Source organism: Micromonospora sp. NPDC047793, assembly GCF_040642635.1.
In the GTDB taxonomy this organism is placed as follows: domain Bacteria; phylum Actinomycetota; class Actinomycetes; order Mycobacteriales; family Micromonosporaceae; genus Micromonospora.
In genome coordinates this window covers 18859-34784 of the sequence record NZ_JBEYSG010000026.1, presented here as the reverse complement: position 1 = coordinate 34784, position 15926 = coordinate 18859, and the positions used below count along the sequence as shown (strand labels likewise).

The window sequence follows — 15926 nt, the reverse complement described above, 5'->3', positions numbered from 1 at the left end:
GGACACCAGCCGCACCGTGCCGACCTGGGCTGTCAGTGCCGCACACGGCCCTGACAGACCCTCCACACCGCCCCGACCTCCACCAGACACCCCTCCCGATCGGGAGGGGACCTCATCCTGCCCAAGGAGCAAACCGTGTACTCCCGTGTTCCGTCCGCCTCCAGCAAACCGGATCCCCTCGCCGTCTTCGGTCGTATCGTCCCCCGCGACCACGCCCTGCTCGCCCTGCTGGCCGAGCACTACCTGCTGTCCACCGACCAGATCACCCACGCCCTCTTCGACAGCCGTCGCACCGCCCAGCGGCGGCTCACGATCCTGCACCGCCTCGACGTGCTGCACCGCTTCGGCCGCAGCGGCGCCCACGGCCGCTACGGATCGCTGCTCTACACCCTCGGACCCGTCGGCCTGCAACTACACCCGAGCGCCTACCACGACCCCGCCGGCACCGGCGGCAAACCGCCCCGCAGCTCGCTGGAGCGCAGCAAACGGATCGCCGCCAGCGGCCAGGTCAACCACCTGCTCGGCGTCAACCAGTTCTTCACCGACCTGATCGCCACCGCCCGCCACCGCGCCGACGCCGACCTGTCACGGTGGTGGTCCGAGCAGCACGCCACCACCGTCTACGCCCAGGCCGGCATCCGCCCCGACGGGCACGGCGTCTGGACGACGACGGGCACCTCGACGGGCTTCTTCCTGGAACACGACAACGACACCGAGAACCTGGCACGGGTCGTGGCCAAGCTCCGCGGCTACGAACGCCTCACCACCTTCGGTCCCCGCTACCCCGTGCTGTTCTGGGTGCCAAGCCGACGCCGCGAGGCCAGCCTGCTCAACGTCCTCGCCGGACTGCGTAGCGCCAGCCCGATCGCCACCGCCGTGCACGGCCCCGACCCCGCCGGCAGAGTCTGGACGCTCGTCTCGAACCCCACCCACCGGCGGCACCTACACGAACTGCCCTCCGACCACGGACCCGACACGGTCACCAACCCACAGCGCTTCGACGACCTGTAGAACGGCCTACTGACCACGTCTACCCAGAACGAGATCATTTGTGAGAGTCGCGGAGTCTCACAGCGACCCTGCCGACATCCGCGAGACAAGCGCCGTTCGCTCTCACAGCGCAGGTCAGCCCCACTAGTCGGCGATCAACTCGCCGGCCCGGCCTGACAGAACCGGCCGCTACCGTTCACGGCACCAATCACACCTCCATATTTCTCCACCCCGGTTCGGTCCCACCTCAGGGATCCCCGCCGCACCCTCCGGTGCGTCCCGCCCACCCGCTCACGCCGGTCGGCAGCACACCGCGCGGCGACCCCTAGGTCGCACCAACCACCCGCTCCACGGCGCGCAGCACGCGCCCGCATCACCGACCCGCCCCACGTACCCGGTAGACGCGGTCACCCCCGCGCCCTGCGCGCAACTCAGTCCTGTCGATCACCCGACCCACGCACCCGGTGGGCCGGGCCGCCGTCATGCCCACAAACCCATACCTGGAGGTTCCATGTCCCACGCCAACGGCACCGCGCTGACCCGTCACGGCAGCCGCGTGCACCGCCTCACGCCACCGCCCGCCGAGCGGCCGAAGAAGACCGGCCCGCGTCCCGTGGTCGTGCCGCAGGCGGTGATCCGCCAGATGATCGTCTGCGTCTCCGACGACCTCACCGCGGTCCTGCACGCCAGCACCCGCCACCTGGACCGTCACCTCGGCGTGGGCGGCACCAGCTGCCGCAGGTTCTGGGCCACCCCGACTCTGCGGCCGTGGCAGCGCCGCCACCTCATCGACTGGCAGAAGGCCACGACGGGCCCGCAGTGCTGCGCCGGCGGCCCGGTGCGTCTGCTCGACCTCACCGGCATGGGACACGCCGCGCACATGGGCGCGGTCCTACGCCACCAACAGTGGTCCCACGTCGTCGCCGGCACCCGGCCGGCCACCCCGTGGGCGGTGTTCCTGCAACGGCACCTGACCGACCCGTCGGACTACCCGATGCACCTCGCGACCGCCGAGTTCCACCGGCAGCCGCGGGTGCAGGCCATGCGCATGCACAACGCCACCGCGTACGGCCCGGGCCTGGAGGTGGCGGACCTGGAGATCTTCCAGGCCGGCGCCAGCGCCTACGCCAACTACCACGCCCTGTGGGCGTCATGCACCGACGCCCTGCTCACCGAGGACGGCCACCGGCTGCACCCGGCCAGCGCGTTCTTCGCCGACCGGATCACCTACCTGCAGCAGGCCCACCACCACCTGCAGTCCCTCCACGGCACGCAGCAGCTGTTCGCCATCGACCTGCGCACGCCGTAACCGCACTGGACGCGGTGGCTCACCCCAACCCCGCCATCGAGGGCCGGGCGAGCCACCCGCCCGAACCCGGTCCCGTGTGCCGACCGGACCTGGACGGGCCGGCACACCAGCGCCGCACACACGCAGGCGGATGTGCCGCCCCGTCCTCACCTCACCCATGTCCCGCACCCTGCTGGAGGCAGCATCATGTCCCGTTTCCTGTACTTCGACCTGCCCGCCGTCGCCGCCCACGCCCAGCATGCCGTCCTCGCCGACCGCAACCAGCCCACCCGAGGCACGGGCGCGAGTGGTCGCCGCGACGCCGAGCCGGCGCTGCAACTGTTCCGCCACGGCGGATTCGTCTGGCTCGCCGGTAACGGGCTCGACCGCGCGCACCATCCGGCACCCGCCCTGGCCAGGGCGCTGCACCACCTGACCGTTCCCGCGGTCCGACTGCCCGAGATCACCGATCCACAGGACCTGCCGCTGCTCGACAGCGACGGACCTCAGCTGATGGACCTCATCACGCGAGGAGTCACCGACGGCGCGAACCTGATCATGGTCGACCCGAACACGCTCACCGTCGGCGTCGGCCGCCTGCGCGCACGCCGAGCCCCGCGCTGAACCACCCGCCGCCCGGACGGCACCCCTGACCTCGGAACCCCGAGATCCCAGGGGCGCCGTCCGGTGCTCTCGTCCGACGCCACGAAGCGCGTGTCCCGCCTCGACCACAGCCCGCTCCCGCCCACAGCCGCGCGGGGGCTCGCACCGCGACCCGCAGATGCCGGGCCCGCCACTTGACCGGGAGACCTTCCCCACCCCCACCACGCCCGACCGCCCTGGCGCCGTCGCATCCGCCTGCCCGGCCATAGAGCCGTTCACGGCCGAGCGCCCCGGGCCAGGGGGTGCCCCACTACACCACGGCCTGAGACAGGCCGCTCTGTTCCTCTTCCCGCCGTTTCCCCCCTTCACCCAAGGAGGTCTGATCCCCATGTCCCCACGACTGTGGTTTCGCGTGCAGGACGTCCTGCCCCTGGCGGAGCACGCCCTCGCCTGCCCGACCCACCGCCTCACCCGCGCTCAGCTCACGGCCGGTGAACACAACACCCCCGCACTGGCGCTGCGCCGTCGAGGCAGCAGCGGCGACCTGCGATCCAACGGCGTACCCGTCTGGTTCACCTCCTACGGCGTCGAGCAGGTCGCCGACGGCACGTCGTGGCGCCGCGTCGACGAGCCCACCGCACCTGACGATCACTTCTTCCTGCCCCTGCGACACCCCGACCCGCAGGGACGCCGCCTGATCGACGTGCTGCGCGCCGCAGCCGACCTCGGACACTCCTGGATGGCGATCGACACCGACGTGGCACCGCACGCCACGATCGGTCTCGCACAGGTGGAGATCACCGACCACCGTGACGAGATCACCCCACCGGGAACGCGCTGGCGACCGGGCATGGTCACCTCACCGCAGGTCGACCATCTCGACTATCCCGCGCTGGTCGCCGACGGCTACGACACCGGCGACGACGACCACCTCATCTGCCGCTTCGACCCACGCACCACACGGCGCATCGTCGATCACCTGTCCGGGCCGTGGCGGGCCGCCACGATGCCAGGGGAGTACCCGCTGCCACGCCTCGACGGCACCACCCTCGTGCTGCTGGAAGAGACCGACCTCGGCGACACCGTCGACCTGACCGTCGACGACCGCTGCCACCCCGACCGCGACGGCTACTACAGCATCGGCGCCTACCGGTGGCTCTGGCTCCCCGCGCCCGCCACCCCCGGCCGAGCCACCCGGATGCCCGTGCGCGACCGACTTCGCCTGGAGACCACCGCGCTGTCCGGCCGCCTCCGCGAGCACACCACCACCCACCGCCGACCTCAACGGTGACGCGACACCGCAGGCCCACACCTGACCTGACGGCCCGCACCGGACCGCCCACCCCGGGTGCCATCCCGACATCCGGGCATCGCACTTGATCGACGCCGAGAACGAAGCGTGGATCAGTGCCACCTCGACCGCAGAAGGGACCCACCTCATGACCGATACGACGGAGCCGGTACCGGCTCACGCGATGTTCAAGGTCCTCGCCGCCCTCGCCGACCTCGGTGAGGCCACCGCCGCCGCCGTGGCCGACACCGCCGGCCTCGGCTACTCCACCGCCACCGCGAAGCTGCGGGCGTGGGAGTCGACCGGACAGGCCGAGCGCGTCCACACCGACAGCAAGGTAGCGGTATGGCGCCTCACCGCAGACGGCACGGCCACCGTCGGCGCGCACCAGAACCCACCACCCCAGCCCGCCCTCTCCGCCCCGCCCCCTGAGCACCCGACGAGTGCCCCGCAGGAGGAAGACGCCGACGGCCCACCCACCGTCGCCCCGCAGACGCCCACATCCGATGGCGCGGCGGACGCCTCCACCACGTCGGCGGCCGACGAAGACTCCTCCGACACCGCCGACGTCCACGGGCACGCCATGGCCGCCGCCGACGACCAGACGGACCCGCCGCCCGCCGAGCAGCCCGAACGCGACGCGCCCACCGCCGACCAACCCGAGCGGGACGGACCCACTGCGGACGAGCCCGATCGGGATGGACTCACTGCGGAGGTGCCCGCACGCGACGAGCCCACCGCCGACGAGCCCGAACGGGATGCACCTGCCGCCGATGAGCCGGTCACGGCTGCGAAGAGTCGACGCAGCAAGGGGTCGCTGGCCGGGGCGGTGCTCGACGTCCTCGAAGCCCACCCCGACCGGGCATACAAGGTCAGCGAGCTGTGCAAGCTCATCGACGCCGCGAACGCCGGCACCGACGCCAAGAAGGCATCGGCAGGTGCGGTCGTCAACGCCGCCGACAAGTTGGTCAACCAGGGCAAGGCCGTGCGGACCGTCGAGCGGCCCGCCACCTTTCAACTCGCCCCCGCCGAGCAGTAGCCGGCACCCAAATTCGTGAGCAGCCCGGGGGCGGGCGTCAAGTTTGACCGCTGTCCGCCCACCCCCGGTGCTCCTTCGTGCAAAGGAGCCACATCAGTGTCGCAAACCGTGCAACAGATGCTCGCCGGCGTCGGCGGGATCCTCGCCGGCCTCGCCCTCGCCGCAACCGCGTTGTGGCGCCAACGGCAGGCGTTGCGGGCAGCCCGCTACGACGCCACCCACGACGAGGTCACCGGACTGCCCAACCGAAGGATGTTCCTCGACCGGCTCCGCGCCGCCCTCGACGACGACACCGCGGTCGGCGTGGTGCTGCTGGACCTCAACCGGTTCAAGACCGTCAACGACACCCTCGGCCACGAAGTCGGCAACGATCTCCTGCACCAGATCGGCCGCCGCCTCGCCGGTCTCACCGCACCGGTGCGTGCCGTGGCGCGGCTCTCCGGCGACGAGTTCGCCCTGCTCGTGCACGGCGACCGCGACGACACCGAAGCCGCCGCCTACGCCGCGTGGCAGGTGATCGCCGCCGCGCCGATCCGTGTCGTCAACGCCACCCTGCCCCTGACCGCCTCCGTCGGATACACCCACCACCGTCACCCCGACACCAGCATCCGGCGACTGCTGACCGAGGCCGACAGCGCCATGTACGAGGCCAAGGCCGCCGGCTCCCGGGTGCGCGAGTACCTGCCCCACCGCACGCCGACGGTCCGCAGCCGCGACCGCCAGCGCCACTGACCCCACCGCCGGCCCGAAGTCACATTCCCCACCGGACGACCCCGCAGCCACCCCGGCTGCGGGGTCCCTCCGCTGTGTCCACCCCGACAAGGAGACCGCTGTGCTGTCCTTCAACGCCGTCCACACCCTGACCGAGAGCCTCCTGGCAGTCGACGCCCGCGTCGATCGGCTCGGCTGGGGACGCCCACCTCGCCTGCTCCTCGTCCAGGATCGCCCCGCCCCGGCGGAACCTCGGTGCGGCAGACGCCAGATGCGCACCGTCCACCTCCCGCTCAACCCGGCCCGCATCGGCCGATACCGCGCCGGCCTCGCCGACTTCCTCACCGACCTCACCGACGCGCTGCCCGCCGGCCGCCCACCCGCCCGGCCCACCCTGGCCGCCTGCGTCGACCTGCACCTGATCACCACCCTGCTCACCGACCCCACACCCGGTCTGCGTCTGCTGGCCTGGGCGCTCGACTACGAGGACGTGCTCATCGAACCCAAAAGGCTCCACGAGGTCCGCCGCATCGACGCCGTCGACAGCGATCACCGCCGCTACCAGGTCACCCGATGGCGCACCGCACCCCACATCACGGTCGACATCGACGAACACGACACCGACCAGGCGATCCACACCGCGCTGGCCACCCTCGTCGACACCACCCGCCTTGACCCGCGCGCGCCGACAACCGCCTGGCCTCCAGTCGCGACGAACAACCACAGCCCTCGGCGGCCCCGCCTCGAAGCCTGATCGGGCCGTGCTGCCACACCGCCCCCGCCCCGACGACTTGACCTTCATCAACAGATGAGCGTCGATCAACATGGTCATCGGTCGAGCCGGCCATCAGGCACAACACCCCGCCCCGGTCCGGACGGTGACCCCTGCCCGAAACCTGAACGAAAGGCCATCCCGCCATGCCGGACCGCAACCGACCCTCACGACAGGCCCTCCTCCCACGCGACGTCACCGACCCGCTGCTGTGGCGACTGGCCCTCGACGTCCTCACCGCCCACCCGACCGGACCCGACGACCACTGCGTCAACCTGCAATGCGCCGACCACACCGGACCCTGCGTCCCGGCCCGACGCGCCCACCGGGCGATGCGGGCCGCCCGCACCACGCCCGCACCCCCACCGCACCGCGTCACCCGCGTCCCCGAGCGGTTCGTCGGCTGGTTCACCGCCACCGCCACCGCCACACACCTGCGATCGCGGATCCCGCAGCGACTCCCAGACCGGATCCCCGGCGCGCCCATCACCGCCGCCCACGCCGCCTAGACCCCATCCGACCGCTTCACCGGCCCCCGTTCAGGAGGACCCATGACCTTCCGTACCGAGAACACGCTCGCCGGCTACGCGCGAGCCGCCGTCACGATCAAGACCCGCATGCACGAGTACTGCGCCAGCACCGCCGGACGCGAGTATCACCGCGCGTTCGTCGAGACCCACTGGACGGGCATCCCGCCCGTCGACGGCGCCGACGACACCGATCCGCACCACAGACTCGTCGACGTCCTCGACCGCACCGCCAGCAACGCGTGGGCTCACGGCGAGGCATACGTCCTCGCCCCCGCCATGACCGCCATCGTCGCCGCCGCCGCTGCCGCACTCGACCTCACCGGCGACCTGCTCACCGCCGACGCCGCCCCCACCGACCGCGGCGTTCTCTTCCTGCCCGAACCGATCTATCACCGCGCCCTGTCCGGCCAGGTCAGCGGAATCGCCGCGATCACCTGGAACACCATCTCCTCACCCACCGGCAGGTCATGGCTGATCTGCGGCTGGGCCGACCGCGACGACCCCGACGACCCCCACGCCGCCCGCATCCAGGACTACGCGCGACAGGACCCGACCCTGCTGTCCCGACTCGGCCCCTACGTCCTCACCGACGTCAACCTGCTCCCAATCGCCACGCCCGTGCCCACCACCGATCAACCGGACATCGACGAACCCGACCGCGACTGGGAGACCGCACCCGACGGCCGCTACCTCATCACCGACGCCACCGCCCGCACCCGCGTGTTCGCGGCGATCGCCTACGCGTTCTGGCGCATCCAAGCCCAACCCATCGCCGTCACCACCCCGGCACCCCTGGACCGCCCCACCCGCCGCCGCGCCGCACGCGCCTCGATCACCCACGACACCCGCGTGGTGATGCTGCGCCGCACCTCCGCCCTCACCGAACCCGCCACCGGACCCGCCAGATGGCACTACCGGGTCCGGTTCGTCGTCCGAGGCCACTGGCGTCGCCTGCTCGACAGGCACGGGCAGGCCTACCGGATCTGGATCCACGCCCACCTCAAAGGCCCGGAAGACGCCCCACTGCTACACGGCGAGAAGGTCGCCGTCCTCGCCCGCTGACACCCGTCCACCGACACCGATGACCGCGCGGCCTACCCATCGGCCGCGCGGTCATCCACGCCCACACCCCACCCGTCGCGCAGCGCCTCACAGCCCGCCGTCACCGACCCGTCCCCGACCACGCGCAGACCCTCGGAGGAGAGCCATGCCCCATCAGGGTCCCGACCCGCACCGTGCGACACACCCCGACACGACCGCCTCGAACGACCACCCCGCCGACACGCCACCCACCAGGCAGACGCCCCCAGGTCATCCGCTGCGGCACAGCCCGCTGCACCTGCCCCACGACCGACTCACCGTCACCAGCCTCGACGAGCGGGACGGCGACCACTACGTCGCGTTCACCGCCACGCTCTGCCTCGACGGCACGCCGGTAGGGGAGATCGGCAACGAGGGCGACGGCGCGGCGACCCGGCTGCGATGCCACGACCCGGCCCGGTTCACCGAACGCGACATGCACGAGTTCGTCCGCGACTGCCGATACCGGCGCCAACCGACCGACGAGGAGACGGTCCTGGACCGCCTGGTCGCGGAATACGACCTCGACACCCGCATCGCGACCCTCACACCGAACTCCACCATGGCCAGGACAGTCGACATCGACGGCGACTACTGCGGTGACATCGTCACCGTCGAGACCGACGACATCGGCCGACTCGACCAGCCCACCGGGCGGGCCGGCCTCGCGATCTATCTGGCGACGGCCACCACCAGCCCGTGCTGCAGAGGCTGGCAGATATGGCGTCACGACACGTGGCACCGCGTCGCGCCCCTCATCAGATGACCCAGGTCGACACCTGCACACGCCTGACAGGCCACCACCCTGCGACACCCTCCCGCGTGGACCACCAGACCTGGGCGCACCAGCCCGGCACCACCCCGCGGCAGGACATGGTCCGCGTCGTGTCGACGGCCACGTAGGGGCCCTTCTCCGTCACGGCACCGGTCACCGCAGTCCCCACGGGGCCGCCGTCCACCCGACCACAGAGGTCCGATGCGGCTCCGCGATCACACCACCTGACGGCAGGCCCTCGCCCCGGGACGACCTCCGCAACCCCATCCACCAACAAGCCTTCCTGAGAGGAAACAGCACGTGAGCACACCCACCCTGATCGGCGTCGCCGCGTTCCGCGGTAGCTATACCGCCCGCCACCTGCAGTTCGGCGAGGAACCCGAGAAGTTGGTACCGCTGCTGCGCCGGATCTGGACCGACACGTTCGGCCGCGACACCGACGCCATGGCCACCGCGCTGCTGGCCCACAACTGGTGGACCCTCACCGCCACACCCAAGCCCCGCCGGTGGGACCGGCAGCCGCCGGTACCGGGAGTGGGCTACCCGGCCGACACCGACATCGACCCCCGCGAGGGCTCCCTGCGCGAACCCGTCGCCGGGGCCCTCGAATGGATGTACCTGCTGCACCTCGACCAGCGGCGACTGGTGGTGTACGAGGCGACGATCCACAGCCGGTGGCTGCGGCACAGCGCCCACCACCTCGACCCGGCCGAGGACCTGTTCGTCACCGCACCCGCCCTCGACGACGGCGGCGCGGAGATGACGGTGTGCACCGCCTGCGGCGCCGTCGACGAGATCGACCACATCACGGTGCCGTCGATGGCCGGCTACGGCCACGACACCGTCACCTGCTGCACCCGCTGCGGCTCCTCGGTCGCCACCGACCCGATGTTCGGCGACCACGTCACCCGCAAGCCCTGGCCGCCGCAACACCCCACACCGGACAACACCCGATGGCCCCGCACCCCCAGCGCCATCTCGGCCCGGCGGCCGAAACCTGTCCATACACTCGCGATTGGAGAGCACCGTGATCTACCAACGCGGCGACCGCGTCGCCCTGGTCCACACCAGCGACCCGCACACCCTGCTGCGGCCCGGCGACACCGGCACCGTCCGCCGCCACGACCAGCGGCACCACATCGTCGAGGTCACCTGGGACAGCGGCTCCACGCTGTCGATGTGCCTCGACGACGGCGACCGCATCGCCCCGCACACCACCACCGCACCGCCGACCGGCGACCCCGTCGGGGACGCCACCGCATGGGCCGCCACGCTGCAACGGATGCGCGCCGCCGGCACCGAGGCCGGACAGACCGCCGCCGAACGGTGGGCGCAGCACACCATCGGCGCCCAGGCCGGCGGCGACCGCCGCCCCGCCGCCCGCCGGATCCTGGCCGGCATCGCCGACGGCGACCCGGCAGTCCTCGACGCCCTACCCCACTTCACGTTCGACGACTCGGTCGACACCAGCGGATGGGAGCTGTTCGCCGACGCCACCGGCGACGTCACCGGCTGGTTCGGGCTGCGCATCCCCCAGCGCGACGAGGCGATGACCGTCTACCGCGACGCCTTCGACACCGCCGCCGCCGACCGGGCCACCGACCTGTGTCGCCTCGCGGCCAGCCCCACCGGCCGCGACGTGTCCCACCTCCACCCCGACCAGATCCGCCTCGGTGACGTCGGCGTCTTCTCCGGCGACTGGGCGCACACCGAAGGCCCTGACGGCCGCGACCGCATCGCCGTCGGATTCGTCGGCACCCTCATCGACCACTGGAACGGGTGGGCCGTGTTCTCCTGCACCCGCACCGTGGCCGAGGCGATCGTCGACGACCAACAACGCCACCGCGACCAGCACCGCCGGCACCTGCGCGACGCGGGCGTACCGGCCGACGAACTCGACGGGCGGGTCGACACCACGCTGGCCGACCTGTCCTTCGACGGCGACGTCATGGTCGCCGACCAACGCGCCATGTTCGACGACCCGGACGCCATCGACCGCATCACCCCCGACGCCGACGGCCGTTACGTGGTGATGGGTTACAGCTGGTGCTGGGAGGCCGTCGACCCGTACGACTGCGATCGGATCGTCGGCGACCTCCCGGACCAGCCGAACCCTCGCTCGGATGGCTGGCGCAGGACAGCGCGCCGACTGACAGCGACAGGATGACCGGCGGAAACGACAGCCCCGTACGGCCGCCACGGTGACCACGATTCCCCGTTCCACAGCCGACACCCATCCGACTTAATCAATCGAATCAAGGTGTCGCATCGTCGGCGCTGACGCCGCCCGCGCCACGCCGCTCCCGACCAGCACGCACCAGCGGCGAACCTGCGCGTCGCCGTAACCCTCCAACACCACCACTGGGGTGTGGTCGCCCACCTGCCCGGCCCGAACAGGGCCGCCAGGGGTTGGCCCCACCCGTCTCCGCTGTGCGGCACCCACCGCCCGCGCACCCGGAGACGGGTGCGCGGGCCCGACCTGCGAATCGAGGCAACCACATGACCACACCACACCCGCCGACACCGCCCGCCGCTTCACCCGACGTCCCGGCCGGCACCGGCGCTACGCCCGATGCCGCCTCCGGCCGGTCCGGCTACCTCTACCGCGCGGTCGCCCTGCACCTCGCCGGTCACCCCGACGACATCCTCAAGGTCGGCGAGATCACCCGGGCGATCGGCGCACCGTCCACCGGCGCGGTGTTCGAGGCACTGAAGAAGATGGCCGCCGCCGGACACGCCACGCACCTGACCGGGCCGCACCGCTTCCAGATCACCCAGGCCGGTATCGACGCCGCCGGAGCGATACCACCACCGGCCCCACGCGCAGCCCGGCACGGACCACGCGGGACGGGCCGGCGGCAGCCGGTCACCCGCCCCAACGGCGAGTTGTACTTCCCCCGCAAGCTGGCCGGCGCCACCGACGTGGACGTGCTGCGTCGGCTGCGGGACAAACGCATCCCGGTGCTGCTCTACGGCCCGCCCGGCACCGGCAAGACCGCCCTGATCGAGGCCGCCTACGCCGACCTGCTCACCGTCGCGGGCACCGGCGACACCGTCGTGGAGGACTTCCTCGGCAACTTCATCCCGCTGCCCGACGGCGGGTTCGAATTCGTCCACGGACCGCTGGTCACCGCGATGCGGCAGGGCAGGGCGCTGCTGGTCGACGACGCCACCCTCATCCCACCCAAGGTCCTCGCCGTGCTCTACCCGGCGATGGACGGCCGACGGGTCATCACCATTCCCGGCTACCGCAACGAACGCGTCGAGGCCGTCGACGGGTTCTACGTCATCGCCGGACACAACCCCGGCGTGCACGGCGCGATCCTCACCGAAGCCCTCGCCTCCCGCTTCGACGTCCACATCGAGGTCACCACCGACTGGGACCTCGCCCGTCACCTCGGCGTGTCCCGACCCGCTGTCGAAACCGCCGTCGCTCTCAACGGCGACCTCGCCGCCGGCCGGATCAGCTGGGCGCCGCAGCTACGCGAACTGCTCGGCTTCACCCGCGTCAGCAAGACCCTCGGTCCCGCCGCCGCGGTGGCGAACCTCGCCGGCCGCGCCCCCGCCGAGGACCGCGACCACGTCCTCGCCGCCCTGCGCCAGCGATTCAGCGCCGACATCACCCCACTGACCCTCGGCAAACAGCGCTAACCCCATCAGAGAGGCCACCGTCATGCCGCACCCCTCAACCCACCGCACCACGGGCCCCGCCACGGCCGGCGACCCGGACTGGCGGTCGTGGAGCGACGCCTGGACCCGGCACCTGCCGACCCTGACCGGCCGCCACGACCTGACCGTCACCGTCGCCCCCGGCGCCGGCGGCGCAGCCCCCGCCCGCTTCCTGCCCGACGCGCGCCGCATCGAGGTCGACGCCACCCACATCGGCGCACCCGAGATCACCAACCCGTACAAAGCGGGCCACAAACGGGTCGTGCCCACCGCCTACGGGCTACTCGTCCACGAGGCCGCCCACGCCACCCACAGCCTGTGGGACACCCCCACGGACACCCCACCGGTCGTCGCCGACGTCGCCGCCGTACTCGAAGAGTCCCGCGCCGAGAACCGCCACCGCAGTAGACGTCGCGGAGACCGCCGCTGGCTCCGCCACGCCGCCACGACGCTGCTGCAACCGGACGACGCACCGGTGGACGACGCATGGCACGCCGCTCACCTCGCCGGCCTCCTCCTGGCCCGGGTCGACGCCCGCATCGTCACCGCCAAGGACGTCAAAGGCGTTCGCGCCGCCATCACCACCGTCCTGGGCCGCACCACCCTGCGGCAGCTGCGGGACGTGTGGCGGCAAGCGCACACCGTCGACGACACCGACGCCGCCACGATGATCGACCTGGCGTGGCGGTGGTGCCGCATCCTCGGCATCGACCCCCACCAGCGTCCACAACCCCCACGACCCGACCCCGGCCAGTTCGCCGGGCACCTCGCCCACGCCGTGACCGACTACCTCGCCCACGCCCTCGGCCTCACCCCGACTGAGTACGCCGACCAGCAGATCCAGTCCCGACACGGCGCCCCCACCACCTGGACCCGCCGCGAACCCACCGACACCGAGCGCGCCGCCGCCCACCACCTCGCCGCCCGGCTCCGACGAGCCCGCACCCACGTCCCCGAACCCGACACCCGCCCCAGCCCCACACCACCCGGACGGCTACGCACCCGCCACGCCATCACCGCGAAGGCACAGATCGCCGCCGGCAGCATCCCCACCGCCACACCATGGCAACGCCGAACCCAGACACCGCCACCCAAGCCACACCTGCACCTGGGCGTACTCGTCGACACCTCCGGCTCCATGTACGCCTACGCCGCACCCATGTCCTCCGCCGGGTGGATCCTCGCCCACGCCGCCCGCACCAACCAGGCAACCACCACCACGATCAGCTTCAGCACCGGCGCCACCCTGCTCGTCCCGCCCCGCCGCCACCCCACCGAAGTCCTGGAGATGGGGATCGGCGGCGGGAGCACCGCATTCCTCGACGCAGTCAAACTCGCCGACCAACTCCTGCACCTGCGGCAACCCGGCAGAGTGCGGATGCTCGCCGTCGTCTCCGACGGCGACCTACCCAACCTCGACTCCGCGCAACGGCTCATCACCACCCTGCACCAGTCCGGATGCGCGGTGCTGTGGCTGCGACCCGACGCCCTCACCGGGCACACCTTCGCCTACACCACCACGCTGCTGGTCGACGACCCGGTCCACGCGGTCGCCGCCATCGCCGACGCCGCCGTCACCGCACTCGAACAGGCGTAACCCCAGCACCCGCCCAACACATCAGCGAGGTTCTCGACCTGCTGCGCGCGCCGGCGCGGATACTGCCGCCACTCACCTGAGCGGCCAGCAGCCGCCACGTCGACTAGCCCGGCCAGCCCTCGCCGCATCCCGTGAGGCAGGGCGCTGACCTGGCCTGACCTGCACTGCACCCACTGCGGCCGGTGCCCGGCCGCCCGCGCACCAGCGCACCGCCCGGGCACGGCCGTACGGCCGTGCCTGGGCTTCCCTGTCGATCGCAAGGAAACCCGGATGGCGCGGCCACACCTCCCGCCCGATCGCGCACGACGCGCCACCCTCACCCATCCGTCTGACCCTGACCGCAGGCGCGGCAGCCGCGCATCGCCGTAGTCGGTGGCTGCCTAACCGGCGCCACCACCGCCCTGCTCCTACGGCACGCCGGTGGCTTCGACCACATCACCGTCTACGAAACCGCCCCCGCCGCGGCACCGCGCGGCGGGGGCCTCATCGGCCTGGAACCCGCCCTCGACGCCAACACCTCCGAGACCGTCATCGAGGTCACCCGCGCCCGCCAGCCCATCCACACCACCCAGCGGTTGTATCCGGAGCGCTTCACCACAAGGGTCGGCGTACGGATTCCAAGGCAGGGTCAGGTACGCCAGACGTACACGGGCCGGGTTGCCTGCCGCTTGGGCTGCGGCCGTAGTCATCTGCCGTCTGCTAGTGACTCTGTGTTACCAATGGAGTCGAGCCGGCACCCGGATTCGGCATGTCCATAGATTCGATCTTGAGCCGACCGCTGTAGAGGTGGCCGGTTCAGGATCACTCCGATCAGGCAGTGTCGCGAGCTATCTCGTCAGTATGGGGTGACTTGGGTGGGGCCAGTTTGGAGTGCTGTCCGGCAGCGCTGTTCTGCAAATCGGCCAAGGTCGCAGCTGCCGCGTCGCGGCGTGCGGTGAACACCTGCGGCTCGGCGGCAGCGAGCTCGTCAAAGTACTGCACACCTTCAGCAACCGCATCAAGAATCTGCTCCGACGTCTCTTCGACATTGCACGCTACGTAGCCAACGTTCCACAGGGAATTAGCGAGGTCGGGCAGGTAGGCGTCGCGGTTATCGGCGGCCAACTCCCGATACAGGTTGACGGCTTCCTGGCTGGTCGCCAGCGCCTCGGCCCGTCGTCCCGCCTCCGCCAACCGGTTCGCGTGGTTGTTCACCGACGCGGCGAGGTTGGGCAGGTAGGCGTCGCGGTTATCGGCGGCCAACTCCCGATACAGGTTGACGGCTTCCTGGCTGGTCGCCAGCGCCTCGGCCCGTCGTCCCGCCGCCGCCATCATGGTCGCGTGGTTGTTCACCGACGCGGCGAGGTCGGGCAGGTAGGCGTCGCGGTTATCGGCGGCCAACTCCCGGCGCAGGTTGACGGCTTCCTGGCTGGTCACTAGCGCCTCGGCCCGTCGTCCCGCCTCCGCCAACCGGTTCGCGTGGTTGTTCACCGACGCGGCGAGGTTGGGCAGGTAGGCGTCGCGGTTATCGGCGGCCAACTCCCGATACAGGTTGACGGCTTCCTGGCTGGTCGCCAGCGCCTCGGCCCGTCGTCCCGCCTC

The 15926-nt window shown here is 71.6% G+C and carries 13 protein-coding genes and 1 pseudogene; 13 read left to right on the top strand and 1 reads right to left on the bottom strand.

Annotated elements, in window-relative coordinates; translation table 11 throughout:
• Positions 1-135 precede the first annotated feature (135 nt).
• The 13 genes from ABZ738_RS30580 (at position 136) to ABZ738_RS30520 (ending at position 14345) form a co-directional block, all read left to right on the top strand.
• Entirely contained in the window at positions 136-1011 is an 876-nt protein-coding gene (locus tag ABZ738_RS30580) for a replication-relaxation family protein (RefSeq protein ID WP_357219002.1), read from the top strand.
• Between the two features lie 490 nt (positions 1012-1501).
• Entirely contained in the window at positions 1502-2299 is a 798-nt protein-coding gene (locus tag ABZ738_RS30575) for a hypothetical protein (protein ID WP_357218999.1), read from the top strand.
• Positions 2300-2485: 186 nt separating this feature from the next.
• On the top strand, positions 2486-2902 hold the full coding sequence (locus ABZ738_RS30570; RefSeq protein ID WP_117230652.1) for a hypothetical protein: 417 nt from the start codon (positions 2486-2488) through the stop codon (positions 2900-2902).
• Positions 2903-3269: 367 nt separating this feature from the next.
• Entirely contained in the window at positions 3270-4172 is a 903-nt protein-coding gene (locus ABZ738_RS30565; protein WP_357218995.1) for a hypothetical protein, read from the top strand.
• A gap of 148 nt (positions 4173-4320) precedes the next feature.
• A complete protein-coding gene (locus tag ABZ738_RS30560; protein ID WP_357218992.1) occupies positions 4321-5211 on the top strand; it encodes a MarR family transcriptional regulator in 891 nt (296 codons plus the stop codon).
• Between the two features lie 96 nt (positions 5212-5307).
• Complete coding sequence (locus ABZ738_RS30555) at positions 5308-5943, top strand: GGDEF domain-containing protein (RefSeq protein ID WP_357218989.1); 636 nt, start codon at positions 5308-5310, stop codon at positions 5941-5943.
• A 100-nt stretch (positions 5944-6043) separates the two neighbouring features.
• Positions 6044-6676, top strand: a complete 633-nt coding sequence (locus tag ABZ738_RS30550) for a hypothetical protein (RefSeq protein ID WP_357218986.1) — start codon at positions 6044-6046, stop codon at positions 6674-6676.
• A 164-nt stretch (positions 6677-6840) separates the two neighbouring features.
• The gene (locus ABZ738_RS30545; protein WP_357218983.1) at positions 6841-7203 is read left to right on the top strand and encodes a hypothetical protein; all 363 of its coding nucleotides are present in this window, start codon (positions 6841-6843) and stop codon (positions 7201-7203) included.
• Between the two features lie 42 nt (positions 7204-7245).
• Complete coding sequence (locus ABZ738_RS30540; RefSeq protein WP_357218980.1) at positions 7246-8286, top strand: hypothetical protein; 1041 nt, start codon at positions 7246-7248, stop codon at positions 8284-8286.
• Positions 8287-8431: 145 nt separating this feature from the next.
• On the top strand, positions 8432-9070 hold the full coding sequence (locus ABZ738_RS30535) for a hypothetical protein (protein WP_357218977.1): 639 nt from the start codon (positions 8432-8434) through the stop codon (positions 9068-9070).
• 1024 nt (positions 9071-10094) lie between these two features.
• Positions 10095-11246 (top strand): DUF4314 domain-containing protein, encoded by a 1152-nt coding sequence (locus ABZ738_RS30530; RefSeq protein ID WP_357218974.1) that lies wholly within the window; start codon positions 10095-10097, stop codon positions 11244-11246.
• A gap of 332 nt (positions 11247-11578) precedes the next feature.
• The gene (locus tag ABZ738_RS30525; protein WP_357218971.1) at positions 11579-12730 is read left to right on the top strand and encodes an AAA family ATPase; all 1152 of its coding nucleotides are present in this window, start codon (positions 11579-11581) and stop codon (positions 12728-12730) included.
• A gap of 22 nt (positions 12731-12752) precedes the next feature.
• Positions 12753-14345, top strand: a complete 1593-nt coding sequence (locus ABZ738_RS30520; RefSeq protein WP_357218969.1) for a VWA domain-containing protein — start codon at positions 12753-12755, stop codon at positions 14343-14345.
• A gap of 810 nt (positions 14346-15155) precedes the next feature.
• Here ABZ738_RS30520 and ABZ738_RS30515 read toward each other — a convergent pair.
• Positions 15156-15926: pseudogene (locus ABZ738_RS30515) on the bottom strand (hypothetical protein); the annotation flags it as partial.

Excerpts from the sequence above, each read along its gene's own strand:
- ABZ738_RS30545 (WP_357218983.1), top strand. The coding sequence starts at position 6,841 with ATGCCGGACCGCAACCGACCCTCACGACAGGCCCTCCTCCCACGCGAC.
- ABZ738_RS30560 (WP_357218992.1), top strand. The coding sequence starts at position 4,321 with ATGACCGATACGACGGAGCCGGTACCGGCTCACGCGATGTTCAAGGTC.
- ABZ738_RS30525 (WP_357218971.1), top strand. The coding sequence starts at position 11,579 with ATGACCACACCACACCCGCCGACACCGCCCGCCGCTTCACCCGACGTC.
- ABZ738_RS30535 (WP_357218977.1), top strand. The coding sequence starts at position 8,432 with ATGCCCCATCAGGGTCCCGACCCGCACCGTGCGACACACCCCGACACG.
- ABZ738_RS30575 (WP_357218999.1), top strand. The coding sequence starts at position 1,502 with ATGTCCCACGCCAACGGCACCGCGCTGACCCGTCACGGCAGCCGCGTG.
- ABZ738_RS30540 (WP_357218980.1), top strand. The coding sequence starts at position 7,246 with ATGACCTTCCGTACCGAGAACACGCTCGCCGGCTACGCGCGAGCCGCC.
- ABZ738_RS30565 (WP_357218995.1), top strand. The coding sequence starts at position 3,270 with ATGTCCCCACGACTGTGGTTTCGCGTGCAGGACGTCCTGCCCCTGGCG.
- ABZ738_RS30570 (WP_117230652.1), top strand. The coding sequence starts at position 2,486 with ATGTCCCGTTTCCTGTACTTCGACCTGCCCGCCGTCGCCGCCCACGCC.
- ABZ738_RS30520 (WP_357218969.1), top strand. The coding sequence starts at position 12,753 with ATGCCGCACCCCTCAACCCACCGCACCACGGGCCCCGCCACGGCCGGC.